We start from the raw sequence: 14,070 nt of genomic DNA on the forward strand, positions 1-14,070 counted from the left end.
CTGGCCGCGGGTGCGTGCCCGGGCGTCGCATTGACGGGATGAGCATCGTAAATTATGGTCTCTGGCGGGATAAGCCATGGAAATCGGCAGGCTTTGATACCTCGAACGGGATAATGATGCGTAGCAAGCTGGATCTGAATGCGGTGCGTGTGTTCGTGACGGTCGTCGATGAAGGCAGCTTTGCCGGCGCCGCGCGCGTGCTCGCGCTGCCGGGTTCCAACGTGAGCCGTTATGTGGCGCAACTGGAGTCGCGGCTCGGCGTGCGTTTGCTCGAGCGCAGCACGCGCCACCTGCGGATGACCGAGGCCGGGCGGCTGCTGCACGAGCGTGCGCGGCCGATGCTCGACGCGCTGACGCAGGCCGAATGCGAGCTGACGTCGCAGCAAACGGAATTGCGCGGCGTGCTGAAGCTTTGCGTCCCGGGCGAAATCGGGCCGCGCATGCTGGGGCCGATCGTCGCGGAATTCGCGAGCCACCATCCGCGTGTCGAGATCGACTGCGACACCAGCCTCGCTGGCGTGTCGACGCTGCGCGACGATATCGACCTGTCGATCATCGTCAATCGCGGCAAGCTGGACGACAGCGCGTTCGTCGTCAGGCCGCTCGTGAGTTTGCCGAGCGTCGTCGTGGCCGCGCCGTCACTGGTCGCGCGGGTCGGGATGCCAGGCCTGACGGAGCAGCTCAAGCAGTTGCCGTGCATCACGACGTTGAGCACGCTGAAAGGGCAGCCGTGGCAATTCGCCGATCGCGACGGACGGATTCACAAGATTCCGGTGGCGAGCCGATATCGCGTCAATAGCGGCGAGATGGCGGGCCTCGCGGCGGTGAACGGGATCGGCTTCGCGATTCTGGTCGAACGCGCGTGCGCGGTGGAGCTTGCCGAAGGGCGGCTGGTGCGCGTGCCGCTGGAGATGGCGCCGGCGCCGCTGCAGCTGCATGCCGCTTACGCGAGCCGGAATTCGGTCAACGCGAAGATTCGCGCGTTGCTGCAGCTGATGCAGCAACGATTGGCGACGGAGGAGGCGCTGCCGTCATCGAGACCGCTTCGGTAGGGCGCGCCAGTACCGCACTTCCTCGATCGGCGTACCGTCGATCTCGAAGGTCTTGATGTCGGCTTCGGCGACGAAACCTTCGCGTTCGTAGAACATCCTCGCTCGACGGTTTTTGGCGAGCACCCACAGCGACACCGACGCATGACCCGCGTCGTGCAGCGCTCGGCATGCATGGTCGACCAGCCGCGCGCCGATCCCTTGCCCGCAATGCGACGGGTGCAGATAGATCGCTTCGATTTCGCCCCACGCACCGTCCTTGTCGGCGTCGCGCGTCGGCCCGTACGCGATCCAGCCGGTCGGTGCGTGGTTCGCGAAGGCGAGCGCGACGTGCGGTCGTCCCGCGTCGAGCGTCTCGCGCCACGCGGCCGTGCGTTTTTCGACCGACAGGTCGGCGAGGAACTGCGCCGGCATGATGCCCGTGTAAGTGGCTTGCCACGACGCGACGTGGATGCTGGCGATGGCCGGTGCATCGGCAGAAGTGGCTGCACGGATGTCGATCGTCGTCGTGTTCGGTGCCATGTGCCTCCCGTGTGGCCGGTTGCCGTATGCCGCGCTGCTGCCCGCCGGATTCACGCTGCCGGACCCAGACTACCTTCGATGGCGAAACGGTAGTGGATGTCCACGTGCGATGCGTCGCCCGGTGCATCGGTTTTCTTCAGCACGAACTCGAACGCGGGTTCGAACCAGCCGTCGCGTGCGATTTCTCCGCCGAGGATCTCGACGTCGTACCAGCCGTTGTCGACTTCAATGACGGGCCGGCCCGGTTCGCGATAGCGCGCAAGCAGCGCATTCACCGTGTCGTCGGTGAAACGTTCGAGAATGCGCCACGTGTAGAGCATCACCGCACGATGCTCGACGCGCAATACGTATCCGCCGCGCCGATGCTGCAGACGACTGCCTGCTTTCAGCAATTCAGGCGTGTCGTCGTCCAGCGTGAAGATGACCGTATACGGATGATTCTCGATGCCAGCCAGCGGAATGACGATGCCTTCCAGCACCGCGTGGTCGCCGCTGTCGCCGGTCGTGAACGCCGATGCGACGTCGTCCGGCAGCCCGTGTTCGTCCTTGTACCGTTTCAGCAGCAGAAGATCGCCGACGAGAAAATAGTCGATCAGATCGTTGAGGACTTCGGAGAATTCATGCCGCATCGTCGTTCCTTTCGAGCAGCGTGCCGTGCCGCGACGTGCTTCGCGGCACGGCACGCGTGGCGACCTTACTCGCCGAGCTTCGACGTCACGCAGCCGGTGCTCGAGCATTCGCGCTCACGTTCGCGCAGGAACGACAGCCGCGACTGCGTCATGTCGTTCGCGCACTGGATATCGACGAGGTAGCTGCTGCCGCGCGTTTCGCTGCACTGCGCGTCGCGCTGTTTCAGCCACGCGAGCTGGCCGGTCTTCAGCGTCGCCTGCTGGTCGCCGCTCAGTTGCTTGCGCAGCCGGCCGTATTCGTCGTTGAGATCGCGATCGGATTGCGAGAACTGCGTGCTCGTGCAATACACCTGGTCGAACGCGCTGCGCGGCTTTCCGCAACCGGCTGCGTGCCCGGCGAACGGAACGGCGAGCGCGAGCAACGCGCAGGATGCGAGCAGATTCTTTTTCTTCATGGTGAGGCTCCTGGCTGGGTGAAAACCGTTGAATCCGACGGGAAATGCCGTCGTTTATTGGGGCGTCGTACACGCGTCGATGCCGCTTGCGATCGCGGCGGACAGGCGCTGGATCGTCTCGCGCCGCGCGAGCCGCGCTTCTTCGTCCGGATTGACGATCACGCCGGCTTCGACCAGCACGGCCGGAATCGGCGCGGTGCGCAGCACGACGAGATCGTCGAAGCGGTGGATGCCGAGTTGCGGGTCGATCAGCGGGCGGTTCTCGCCGCGGATCGGCTGCGCGTGATACAGCGACGGCCGTTCGCCGGCCGCGACCAGCCGCTCGGCGATTGCCTTCGCGCAACGCAGGCTCTCCGCATAGTGAGGATTGCGCTCCGACACGAACACCGAGAAGCCGCGGAATTCACGCTGCCGGCCCGCGTCGATGAACTGCTGCTGCATCGAGTCGTGATGGATCGACACGAACAGGTTCGCATCGGGCGCCTGCGTCGAGCGCTGATCGAGCTTGATCTCGCGGCCGTCCGCCGACGTGTGCAGCACGCGGTCGCCGTGCGCGGCGAGTTTGTCGGCGACCGCGCCGGACAGATCTAGGTTGTACAGGTATTCGACGCGGCCGCTCGCACCGGTGGAGCCCGGATGCGCGGGTGTATGGCCGGTATCGACGACGATGTAGTGTCCGGACGCGGGCTCGGTAACGGTCGTGGTGGCGACGTCGGCCGCGTGCAGCGCCAGCGGCGCGCAGAGCAGCGGGGCGCACGCGAGCACGCGCGCGGCGGCGCGCACGAGCGGAAGGCGTCGGAGGGTTCGGTTCGTCATTGTTGTTGTCGAGAAGGGCGTACGGCGCGTCGAACGGCGCGCCACCGTCGGCCTGCTCAATGCAGTCGGAATGTCGCGCGATTATAGCGGGTGGCGGCGACGCCGCAATGACGCGCGACGGCTGTCAGGCGAGCACGCGATGCGCCGCCAGCATGCCCCAGTACGACGCTTCCTCGAACAGCGACAACCCGGACAGGTCGGCATGCGCGAATACGACGGGGCCATCGGCATCGCGCAGTGCGAGCAGCCCCGGCCGGCTCAGGAAGCCGACGTCGGGCGTCGCCATCGCATGGCCGCGCACGGTGATCTCGAGCGCGGTCGCATGCTTCCACAGCTCGCGTCCGTACACGGCCTGCAGGTCGAGCGCCGCCTGCTCGCGCAATGCGTCGGGCTTCGCCTGCGCGAGCCAGCGGCGCGTATCGTCCGGCGTTTGCGTGCTCAATGCCTGATAGGCGGAAAACACCGAGCGCGTCGGCGGCGACATCCGGATCAACTGATGCGTCGACACGACGTAGCCGAGCCCCGCGCCGTCGTAGACGACGTTGTCCCACGCGAGCGGCACGCCCGCTTCCTCGGCCGGCATGCCGTCGAGCAGGAAGTTGGACACGAGCCACGGCGCGCGCGGCGGCAGGTCGCGCGCGGGTTCGAAACCGTACGTGGCAAGCTGCGGAAACACGCGCGCCGCGACGAACAGCGGCATCGCGCACACGACCCGGCGCGCCTTCAGCGTGAACGTCGACAGCGTGCCGTCATGGCCGACGCGTGCGCACAGCACATCGACGCCGCCCGCGCGTTCGGTCGCGCGCACCGCGAAGCCATCGCGCGACCACGCGTTCGAGCCGGTGCGCGCGGTGATCGAATCGCTCAGCTTCGTCACCATCGTGTGCAGCCCGTCGGGCCAGGTCAGCACCGCGCCGTCACTCGCATCGCCCGCATGACCGCCACGCGACGAGAAGTAGTGCAGGCCGGCCCAGGCGGAGACATGCTCGTAACCGGCGCCGTAATCGTCGCGGCAGCAGTAGTTCAGATACCAGTGCAGCGCCTTCGCGGTATAGCCTTCGTCGCGCAGCCACTGGCGGAACGAACGCCGGTCGAGTGCGCGCCAGCGCGGGTCGCGCGACGATTCCGCGATCGGGATGCAGAACACCTTGCGGCCGTCGGCGCCGCGCGCGGTGCGCAGCCCGTCCGTGTACGCGAAGAAGCGCGCCTGCTGCGCGAGCGCGTCGGCGTCGAGGCCGGTGGTCGGCACGATGCCGTCCTGCCACTGCCCGCCGATGAACAGGCGTTCGTCCGGTGCGTGGACGAGTGCACGCTCGTCGTACACGGGGCGCACGGAGAACGGCGCGGATTCGATCACGCCGAGATCGGCGAGCATGTCGCGCAGATGGGCGGATTCGAGCGACGGCAGCGGCAGATAGTGTGCGCCCTTCGGATAGCCGAGGTCGCCGAAGTGCCCGCCGGCCGCGTTGCCGCCGAATTCGGGGCCGGCGAGCACCGTGAAGCGCGTATGGCCCGCGCGCGCGAGCTGCCATGCGCACGACAGCCCGGCCGCGCCGGCGCCGAGGATCGCGACATCCGTCTCGATCGTGCCGGACGGCGCGGGCAGCGTGGCATGGTCGCGCAGCGCATGGCCTTCGCGCATGCCGGGGTAGCCGACCTGCGGCGTCGTCTCGATCCAGCCGGTGCGGCCACATGCGGCGAGCGACGCGGCTGCCGACGCGACGAGGAACGTGCGGCGATCCATCAGCGCAGCACGTGCTTCCAGTCGTCGTCGAAGCGGCGCACGAGCGGCTGGTCGTTGAGTTCGTTCGGCGACATCGACAGCGCCGGCATGTCGGCCGGGAAGTGGAACATCTCGGCGGCCGTTTGCGCATCGAGCCAGCGCGTCGGCACCGAGTAATGCGTCGGCACCGTGAAGTCGCGGCGCTTGCCGGCGATCACGAAGCCCCAGTCGCCGAACGACGGCACGTAGCAGTGGTACGGCCACGTGTTGAGCCCGGCTTCGTGCAGCGTCGCGATGATGGTCCAGTACGCGTGCGGCGCGAAATACGGCGACGTCGACTGGATCACCGTGTAACCGTTCTCCGACAGGTGGCGCGCCAGCAGCCGGAACACCGGCACCGAATACAGGCGGCCGAGCCCGAAATTGGTCGGATCGGGGAAATCGACGACGATCGCGTCGTACACGTCGGCATTCGATTCGAGCCAGCGCACCGCGTCGTCGTTGATCACGTGCACGCGCGGGTCCTTCAGCGCACCCTGGTTCAGCTTGACGAGCGGTGCCGACGTCGAGAACAGCTTCGTCATCGCCGGATCGAGATCGACGAGCGTGATCTGCTCGAGGTTGCGGTGCTTGAGCAGTTCGCGCACCGCGAGGCCGTCGCCGCCGCCCAGCACGAGCACGCGCTTCGCCCACGGCAGTGCCTCGATCGCCGGATGGATCAGCGCCTCGTGATAGCGGTGCTCGTCGCGCGACGAGAATTGCAGGTTGCCGTTCAGGTACAGTCGCATGTCGTCGTGCCACTGCGTGAGCACGATGCGCTGGTACGGCGTCGTTTCCGAGTAGATCGTCTCGTCGCCGTACACGCCGTGTTCGGCCCAGTGCGTGATGCGATCCGACAGCGCGAACCCGGCGACCAGCAGCCCGATCACGAGCGACGCACGCATCAGCTTGCCGCGCACGTTGCGGATCTCGTCGCGGAACAGGTGGGTCGTCCACAATGCGACGAATGCGTTCAGGAGACCGAACAGGAAGCTCGTACGCAGCAGGCCGAGGCGCGGCGCGAGCACCAGCGGGAAGATCAGCGACACGGCGAGCGAGCCGAGATAGTCGAAGGTCAGCACCTCGCTGACGGTATGGCGGAACGCCTGGCGCCGCTGCTGGAACGCGCGCATCACGAGCGGAATCTCCATCCCGATCAGCAGGCCGAGCGCGAGCACCAGTGCGTAAAGCGCCGCGCGAAACGGCGCGGCGAGCCATGCGAACACCACGAACAGCAGCGCTGCCGACACGCCGCCGAGCAGGCCGACGAGCAGCTCGATGTCGACGAAGCGGTCGAGCACGTCGTCGTCTTCGACGAACTTCGCGAGCCACGAGCCGATCCCCATCGCGAACAGGTAGCAGCCGATCACCGACGAGAACTGCAGGATCGAGTCGCCGAGCAGATAGCTCGACAGTGCGCTGCTGATCAGTTCGTAGCCGAGCCCGCACGACGCGAGCACGAGAATCGACAGGACGAGCGCACGCTTATGCAGCATCGCGCATCCGTTGTGCAGTGTTCGGCAATGTGGATATACTGGCGCGGATTTTCGTCTGGCGGCCCTGTGCGGGCCGGCCGGCGACGGGGCGGCGAACCGAGCACAAAATCCGAGGAAAAGAATGAATAGTGCCTATCTTTATGCGGTTCATTTACTGTCGGCGTTCGTGCTGCTTCTCGTGTTCGCGGCAGTGTACCTGAAGGTCACCCCGTTCGACGAACTGGCGCTGATCCGCGACGGCAACGCGGCCGCGACGCTGTCGTTCGGCGGCGCATTGATCGGTTTCTGCCTGACGCTCGCATCCAGCATCGCGCACAACTCGACGCTCGGCGAAGTCGTGATCTGGGCCGTCGGCGCGATGATCGTGCAACTGATCACCTATGCGGTGCTGACGCGCGTGATGCCCGGCATGAATCATGCGATCGAGGATCGCAACGTCGCGATGGGCGGCCTGATGGGCACCGCGTCGCTCGTCGTCGGCATCATCAATGCCGCCTGCCTGACCTGACGCACCACGCGTTTCGAGGAGACCGACATGAGTCTGGGTTCATTCATCCGCAAGCAGTTCATCGACGTCCTGCAATGGACGGAAGACACCGACGGCGTGCTGGCCTGGCGCTATCCGATGGAAGACCAGGAAATCCAGTACGGCGGCAAGCTGACCGTGCGCGAAACCCAGGTCGCGATCTTCGTCAACGAGGGCAAGGTCGCCGACGTGTTCCAGCCGGGGCTCTACACGCTGGAAACGCGCACGCTGCCGGTACTCACGAACCTGAAGAACTGGGACAAATTCTTTCAGTCGCCTTTCAAGTCCGACGTCTATTTCTTCAGCACGCGGCTGCAGCTGGGCCGGCGCTGGGGCACCGCGCAGCCGGTGACGATCCGCGACCGCGAATTCGGCTTCGTGCAACTGCGCGCGTTCGGTATCTATTCGTATCGGATCGTCGATGCGGCTGCGTTCCACCGCGAGGTGAGCGGCACGCGCGCGGCATACACGGTCGACGATCTCGAGCAGCAACTGCGCAATCTGGTCGTCACCGCGATGAGCACGACGTTCGGCTCGGCCGACGTGCCGTTCGTCGACATGGCCGCGAACCAGTCGCTGCTGTCGCAGCGCGTCGCCGAGGCATTGGTGCCGGTGTTCACGCGTTACGGGCTGGCGCTCGACGCGTTCGCGGTCGAGAGCGTGTCGCTGCCGGCCAAGCTGCAAAAGGCGCTCGACCTGCGGATCGGTGCCGGGATGGCCGGCGATCTCGCGCGCGCCACGCAATACCAGACCGCGCAGGCGATTCCGCTCGCCGCGCAGAACCCGGGCGGCATCGCCGGGGTCGGCGCGGGGCTCGCCGCGGGTGCGGCGATCGGGCAGGCGATGGCTGGCCAGATCGCGGGCGCCGCGCAACCGGCGCAGGCCGCACCGCCCACGCCCGTTGCCGCGCCGGTGGCCGCCGCAGCGGCCGAGAGCACTGATTACGTGCAGCGGCTCGAGCAGCTGAAGGCACTGTTCGACAAGGGCCTCGTGACCGAAGACGAATATTCGCGCGCGAAGGCCGAGATCCTCGCGAAGCTCACCCGGTAAGCGGCACGCATGTTCCGTACCTCGTGCCCCCAGTGCGGCGCGCCGGTCGAGTTTCGCTCGGCCGCGGCGGTGATGGCCGTCTGCGCGTTTTGCCGTAGTACGTTGCTCAAGCGCGGCACCGAGGTCGAGCGCATCGGCGAACTGGCGACGGTGCTCGACGATGCATCGCCGATCCAGATCGGCACGGCCGGGCGCTACGACAAGCGCGCGTTCACGGTGCTCGGCCGCATCCAGATGACCTACGACGCCGGCGCGTGGAGCGAGTGGTACGTCGTGTTCGACGACGGCGCGTTCGGCTGGCTGTCGGATGCGTCGGGGCAGTACGCGATCACGGTGCGCGAACCCGACGATGCGTCGGGCGGCGCGTGGCCCGCATTCGACACGCTCGAACCGGGCATGCGGATCGACCACGGCGGCCGCGCGTATCTGGTGTCGGACGTGCGTACCGCGCGCTGCACGGGCGGTGACGGCGAACTGCCGTTTCGCGTCGATGCCGGCTGGGAGGCGCGCGTCGCCGACCTGCGCACGGGCAATGCATTCGCGACCTGCGACTATTCCGACGCCGGGTCGAACGGCGGCAGCCCGGCCGTCTACGCGGGCGAGGCGCTGGAATTCGACGCGCTCGCGTTCACGGGGCTGCGCGACATCGAAAACGATACGCGCGAGAAGCGCGGCGCGGAGCTGGTGCCGTTCGCGTGCCCGAGCTGCGGCGCGCCGCTGTCGTATGCGCCGAACGTGGCCGACTACGTCGTGTGCGGCAGTTGCCACGCGGGCGTGCAGTGCACGGCCGAGCAGCAGACCGTGTTCGCGGCCCGGCGCAAGCTCGAATCGGTGAAGGGCGCGCTCGAACTCGGCGCGATCGGCACGTTCGACGGCGTGAAGTACACGGTGATCGGCATGATGCGCTGCCGCGTGCCGGGCGACGACGAGACGTGGGACGAATACCTGCTGCTGAACCCGAAACGCGGTTTCCTGTGGCTCGTGCAGAGCGAAGGGCGCTGGGAACGCGTGCAGGTGCTCGACCACTGGCCGACGATCGGCAGCGAATCCGGCAACGTGACCGAAGGCGGCAAGACCTACCGGCTGCGTGAGGAATACGAATCGGAGGTCGTCTACGTGGTCGGGGCATTCAACTGGCGCGTGCAGGCGGGCGATCGCACGTCGATCATCGACTACGGCTGGCAGAAGGACAAGCTGACGCGCGAGCGCAGTGACGCGGAGATCGTCTGGTCGCGTGCGCGACCGCTGTCGGGCGGCGCGCTCGCCGAACGCTTCGGCACGCCGGCGCTGGCCGCGGCCACGACGGCCGCCACGGGCGCGACCGAATCGATGGGTCTGTTCGGCAGCAAGGGGCCGCACAGTTTCGCGCCGCTGCCGTTCATGTTCAGCGCGCTGCTCGTGATCTTCAACCTCGGTTCGCTGTTCTCGTTCACCGGCCGCTCCGTCTACGTGCTGGTCGGCCTGCTGGTGCTGTGGCTGCCGGAATGGCTGTGGAAGCGGTTTGCGTCGGACGGGGGCAACGCGTGATCCGGTACATCCTCTACGGCGTCTACGGCCTGATCGTCGTCACGCTGTTCAGCTGCGCGTCGATTGGCGGCAGCGGTTCGGGCGGCGGCGGGTGGGGCAGCTCGTCGGCGCGCAGCGGTTACTCGTCGTACGGGTCGCACAAATGACCGCGCGCGACGGGATCGCGCCGCCGTGCGCGACGCTCGGCTCGCACGTGCTGGCCGACCTGGCGGGCATCGATGCGGCGCTGCTGCGCGACGCCGCGCGGCTCGAAGCGATCCTCACCGATGCGGCGCGATGGGCCGGCGCGCGCGTGATCGGCGCGCATTTCCATCATTTCGGCGGCGAGCATGGCGTGACGGGTGTCGTGTTGCTGGCGGAGTCGCACATCACGATCCATACGTGGCCCGAGCATCGCTTCGCGGCCGTCGATGCGTTCATGTGCGGCGCGGCGCGCGCGGCCGATGCGGTCGATGCGATCGCCGCGGCACTCGGCACGCACGCGCAGGTTCGGCAGCAGATGGCGCGCGGCAGTGCGCTGGCCTGAGCCAGGATGCCGCGTGCCGTGCATCGGCCACGGCGGGTCGTCGGGATGGCGGCCGCCGGTCGTTTCCCCGGCTCGGTGAATCCGGCAAATAGCGGGCGGCGCGGCCGCCGGCGCATGCCGGTCAGCGCGGCAGCGCTTCGGCTTCGGCCCAGCGCTTGAACGAATCGAGACGCCGGCGCGTCTGCACGAGATAGAACGCGCCGATCAGCGGTTCGAGCAGCCAGCGCAGCCACGACGGCTGCGCGCGGAAGTGGTACGTGAACTTCACCTCGGTCGACCCGGGCGTGTGCTCGACGAAGTTCCAGCTGCCGCTGAAGCGTTCGAGCACCTTCGGGCCTTCGACCATTTCGACGGCGGCGACCTGCGGCGGACGGTACGAGATGTAGCGCGACACCATCGTCGCGCCCGACTGGCTGCGGCAAAACGCGTCGACGCCGACATCGGCGGTCGTGCCGTCGAGCAGATAGGCGTCGCTGAGGAAGTTGTCCCACACGAGCCGCCGTCCGTAGTCCTGCGACCACGTGAACAGGCGCCTGCGGTCGACGCCGACGGTCCGGCTGACTGAGATCCTCATGAGGGTGGGCGGCGCGGCGCGGATTGGGATGAAATCGAGTGTACCGCGCCAATAACCTGTGTTTCGTCAGACTTCGTCAAGTCGAGCATGCGCTCGAACAAGCGCGATTGACGCACCTCGGGAATTCCCCTAGGATTTATCCCAACCCTTCGGGACAGACCCGGAGCGTTTCAATCTCTTGAGGGAGCCTCATGAGTACGCAACAGAACCGGCGCTTCGACGCGCTCGTTTTCATTGGTCGTTTCCAGCCTCCGCATCGTGGTCACCTGAACGTGCTGAAGTCGGCACTGAGTCGGGCCGAACGCGTGTGCGTGCTGATCGGGTCGACCGACAAGCCCCGCACCATCAAGGACCCGTTCTCGTTCGACGAGCGCCGCCAGATGCTGGCTTCGCTGCTCGACGCGTCCGAGCGCGATCGCGTGACGATCGCCCCGCTGCAGGATTCGACCTACAACGACGGCGACTGGGTGCGCTGGGTGCAGGATGCGGTGGCCGTCGCGCTCGGCGACGTCGCGCAACGCAAGGTCGGGCTGATCGGCCACGAGAAGGACGCCACGTCGTATTACCTGCGGATGTTCCCGCAATGGGAGCTCGTCGACGTCGACGCGACGGAAGACATTTTCGCCACCGAGATCCGCGACCAGTATTTCGCCGAACGCACCAACAGCTTCGTGCAGTGGGCCGTGCCGGAACCCGTGTTCGGCTGGCTCGAGCGTTTTCGCACGCAGCCGGAATTCGCGCAACTGAAGTCGGAAGCCGAATTCATCGCCGCGTATCGCAAGGCGTGGGCGGCCGCGCCGTATCCGGTCACGTTCGTGACGGTCGACGCGGTGGTCGTGCACTCGGGGCATATCCTGCTCGTGCGCCGCCGCAGCGAACCGGGCCGCGGCCTGTGGGCGCTGCCGGGCGGCTTCGTGAACCAGGACGAGCGGCTCGATGCGGCGTGCATCCGCGAGCTGCGCGAGGAAACCGGCCTCAAGCTGCCGGAGCCCGTACTGCGCGGCTCGATCAAGGATCGCCAGGTGTTCGATCACCCGACGCGTTCGCTGCGCGGCCGCACGATCACGCATGCGTGCCTGTTCAACTTCCCGACCGGCGAGTTGCCGCGCGTGAAGGGCAGCGACGACGCCGACAAGGCGCGCTGGGTCCCGCTCAACGAATTCGCGCAGATGCGCAACGTGATGTTCGAGGATCACTTCGACATCGCGTATCACTTCCTGGGGAAGCTGTGACGCGCTGATTCCCCGCATCCGGTCCGCCGCGACAGACGCGGCGGCACTTCAACGGCCTAGAGGAGCTCTAGCCATGCAAAACGATCCCGGCGGCTTTGCCGCGGTTCTCGCCAATCCGATTCTCAACACGGATTCGTACAAGGCTTCCCACTTCCTGCAGTATCCGCCGGACGCATCGGCGATGTTCTCGTACGTCGAATCGCGCGGCGGCCGCTACGACCGCACGCTGTTCTTCGGCCTGCAGATGCTGCTGAAGGAGTATCTGTGCAAGCCCGTGACGCACGCGATGATCGACGACGCGCGCGATTTCTTCACGGTGCACGGCGAGCCGTTCAACGAAGCAGGATGGCGTCATATCGTCGAGCGCTACGACGGCTACCTGCCGGTGAAGATCCGAGCGGTGCCGGAAGGCTCGATCGTGCCGGTGCACAACGTACTGATGACGGTCGAATGCGACGATCCGCAGGTGTTCTGGCTCGCGTCGTATCTCGAGACGATGCTGTTGCGCATCTGGTATCCGGTGACGGTGGCGACCCGTAGCTGGCATCTTCGGCAAACGATTCGCCGTTTCCTCGAACGGACCGATGACGATCTCGCGCAACTGCCGTTCAAGCTGCACGACTTCGGCGCACGCGGCGTGTCGAGCGCGGAATCGGCCGCGATCGGCGGCGCCGCGCACCTCGTGAGCTTCATGGGCTCGGACACGGTGCTCGGCGTGCTGGCCGCGAACCGCTTTTATCGCGAGCCGATGGCCGCGTATTCGGTGCCGGCGGCCGAGCACAGCACGATCACGTCGTGGGGGCGCGAAGGCGAGGCCGATGCATACCGCAACATGATCAAACGCTTCGGGTTGCCGGGCGCGATCGTATCGGTCGTATCGGACTCCTACGATCTGTTCGCCGCGCTCGATCTGTGGGGCGGCGAACTCCGGCAGGCGGTGATCGATTCGGGCGCGACGCTCGTCGTGCGTCCCGATTCCGGCGACCCGGTGACGATCGTGCTGCAGACCGTGCGGGCGCTCGATGCGTCGTTCGGTTCGACCGTGAACGGCAAGGGGCGGCGCGTGCTGAACCACGTGCGCGTGATCCAGGGCGACGGTGTCGACGAGCAGTCGATCGAGGCGATCCTCGTCGCGCTCGACGAGGCGGGCTATGCGGCCGGCAACGTGATGTTCGGCATGGGCGGTGCGTTGTTGCAGCGGGTGAACCGCGATACGCAGCGCTTCGCGATGAAGTGTTCGGCGATCCGGCGCGGCGACGTGTGGCACGACGTCCGCAAGGATCCGGTCACCGATCAGGGCAAGCGCTCGAAGCAGGGGCGGCTGACGCTGTTGCGCAACTGGCGCTCTGGCGAGTATCGGACGGTGACGTTGCCGGTTGCGTGGGACGATCGTGCGCTGGAAGGCGAATGGGACGAGGCGCTCGAGACGGTGTTCGACACGGGGCGCCTGCTCGTCGATACGTCGTTCGCCGAGGTGCGGGCGAGGGCGCATGCGGGGGAGGTGTGACGCAGGCGGCGGGGCAGCCCGCCGCTGTGCAGCCGGCTCGCTTCACTTGCCGGTCAGCACCGGGCTGCCGGCATCCGCCGGCGCACCGCCGCGCTCCCCCACCCGCGTCGCCTCCATCGCTCGCGCCAGCGCATCGAACACCGCCGGCCCCTTGCAGCGCGACACGTTGAAGCGCAGGTACGACGTCGCGCTGCGCGACGCGCTGAACACGTTGCCGGGGGCGAGCACGACGTCGTGGTCCAGCGCATGGCGTGCGACGCGTGCGGCGTCGAGCCCGTTCGGCAACTCCGCCCACACGAACAACCCGCCGCGCGGCTCCGTCCAGATCGCGAGCCCCGCCCGCCCGAGGCGCCGGATCGTTTCGCCCATCGCATCGGCGAGACGCGCGCGCAGACTGTC

Annotated in this window: 15 protein-coding genes and 1 pseudogene; 8 read left to right on the top strand and 8 right to left on the bottom strand. The window is 67.1% G+C overall.

The features are described from left to right. The first annotated feature begins 116 nt into the window (after positions 1–116). Positions 117–1,052 carry a LysR family transcriptional regulator gene (locus tag AP428_RS17755; RefSeq protein ID WP_011547254.1) on the top strand — a complete coding sequence of 312 codons (936 nt, stop codon included), beginning with the start codon at positions 117–119 and terminating at the stop codon, positions 1,050–1,052. On the opposite strand, the gene AP428_RS17760 is transcribed toward AP428_RS17755, so the two are convergent. From AP428_RS17760 to AP428_RS17785, 6 genes are all read right to left on the bottom strand, one after another. Then, entirely contained in the window at positions 1,032–1,571 is a 540-nt protein-coding gene (locus AP428_RS17760; RefSeq protein WP_012339659.1) for a GNAT family N-acetyltransferase, read from the bottom strand. The two genes, AP428_RS17755 and AP428_RS17760, sit on opposite strands and share 21 nt — an antisense overlap. Positions 1,572–1,621: 50 nt before the next feature. Then, a complete protein-coding gene (locus AP428_RS17765; protein ID WP_011547256.1) occupies positions 1,622–2,200 on the bottom strand; it encodes a hypothetical protein in 579 nt (192 codons plus the stop codon). 65 nt (positions 2,201–2,265) lie between these two features. Then, positions 2,266–2,655 carry a lysozyme inhibitor LprI family protein gene (locus tag AP428_RS17770; RefSeq protein WP_011547257.1) on the bottom strand — a complete coding sequence of 130 codons (390 nt, stop codon included), beginning with the start codon at positions 2,653–2,655 and terminating at the stop codon, positions 2,266–2,268. Between the two features lie 54 nt (positions 2,656–2,709). Beyond that, a complete protein-coding gene (locus AP428_RS17775) occupies positions 2,710–3,471 on the bottom strand; it encodes an N-acetylmuramoyl-L-alanine amidase (protein ID WP_011547258.1) in 762 nt (253 codons plus the stop codon). 124 nt (positions 3,472–3,595) lie between these two features. After that, a complete protein-coding gene (locus AP428_RS17780) occupies positions 3,596–5,215 on the bottom strand; it encodes an NAD(P)/FAD-dependent oxidoreductase (protein WP_011547259.1) in 1,620 nt (539 codons plus the stop codon). Next, on the bottom strand, positions 5,215–6,729 hold the full coding sequence (locus AP428_RS17785) for a polyamine aminopropyltransferase (protein WP_011547260.1): 1,515 nt from the start codon (positions 6,727–6,729) through the stop codon (positions 5,215–5,217). The genes AP428_RS17780 and AP428_RS17785 overlap by 1 nt, the downstream gene beginning before the upstream one ends. Positions 6,730–6,850: 121 nt before the next feature. Here AP428_RS17785 and AP428_RS17790 point away from each other — a divergent pair, with 121 nt between their 5' ends. From AP428_RS17790 to speD, 5 genes are read left to right on the top strand one after another with little or no spacing between them, the layout of a single operon-like run. Next, positions 6,851–7,237: a DUF350 domain-containing protein gene (locus AP428_RS17790; RefSeq protein WP_006480820.1), complete on the top strand. Its 387-nt coding sequence runs from the start codon at positions 6,851–6,853 to the stop codon at positions 7,235–7,237. A gap of 27 nt (positions 7,238–7,264) precedes the next feature. Continuing rightward, entirely contained in the window at positions 7,265–8,305 is a 1,041-nt protein-coding gene (locus AP428_RS17795) for an SPFH domain-containing protein (protein ID WP_011547261.1), read from the top strand. 9 nt (positions 8,306–8,314) lie between these two features. Continuing rightward, positions 8,315–9,832 carry a DUF4178 domain-containing protein gene (locus AP428_RS17800; RefSeq protein WP_011547262.1) on the top strand — a complete coding sequence of 506 codons (1,518 nt, stop codon included), beginning with the start codon at positions 8,315–8,317 and terminating at the stop codon, positions 9,830–9,832. After that, complete coding sequence (locus AP428_RS36765) at positions 9,829–9,978, top strand: hypothetical protein (protein WP_153489189.1); 150 nt, start codon at positions 9,829–9,831, stop codon at positions 9,976–9,978. Before AP428_RS17800 ends, AP428_RS36765 begins: the two co-directional genes overlap by 4 nt. After that, positions 9,975–10,358: an adenosylmethionine decarboxylase gene (gene speD, locus AP428_RS17805; RefSeq protein ID WP_011547263.1), complete on the top strand. Its 384-nt coding sequence runs from the start codon at positions 9,975–9,977 to the stop codon at positions 10,356–10,358. The genes AP428_RS36765 and speD overlap by 4 nt, the downstream gene beginning before the upstream one ends. A gap of 121 nt (positions 10,359–10,479) precedes the next feature. On the opposite strand, the gene AP428_RS17810 is transcribed toward speD, so the two are convergent. Further along, positions 10,480–10,932: an SRPBCC family protein gene (locus AP428_RS17810; protein WP_011547264.1), complete on the bottom strand. Its 453-nt coding sequence runs from the start codon at positions 10,930–10,932 to the stop codon at positions 10,480–10,482. A 191-nt stretch (positions 10,933–11,123) separates the two neighbouring features. Here AP428_RS17810 and AP428_RS17815 point away from each other — a divergent pair, with 191 nt between their 5' ends. Together AP428_RS17815 and AP428_RS17820 are read left to right on the top strand one after the other, a co-directional pair. Continuing rightward, the gene (locus tag AP428_RS17815) at positions 11,124–12,164 is read left to right on the top strand and encodes a bifunctional nicotinamide-nucleotide adenylyltransferase/Nudix hydroxylase (RefSeq protein WP_011547265.1); all 1,041 of its coding nucleotides are present in this window, start codon (positions 11,124–11,126) and stop codon (positions 12,162–12,164) included. 73 nt (positions 12,165–12,237) lie between these two features. Continuing rightward, positions 12,238–13,671 carry a nicotinate phosphoribosyltransferase gene (locus AP428_RS17820; protein ID WP_011547266.1) on the top strand — a complete coding sequence of 478 codons (1,434 nt, stop codon included), beginning with the start codon at positions 12,238–12,240 and terminating at the stop codon, positions 13,669–13,671. Between the two features lie 42 nt (positions 13,672–13,713). Here AP428_RS17820 and AP428_RS17825 read toward each other — a convergent pair. Beyond that, positions 13,714–14,070 (bottom strand): annotated as a pseudogene (locus AP428_RS17825) (PLP-dependent aminotransferase family protein); the annotation flags it as partial.

Origin of the sequence: Burkholderia sp. E168m22, assembly GCF_001319805.1 — a bacterium.
Lineage (GTDB): Bacteria > Pseudomonadota > Gammaproteobacteria > Burkholderiales > Burkholderiaceae > Burkholderia > Burkholderia orbicola.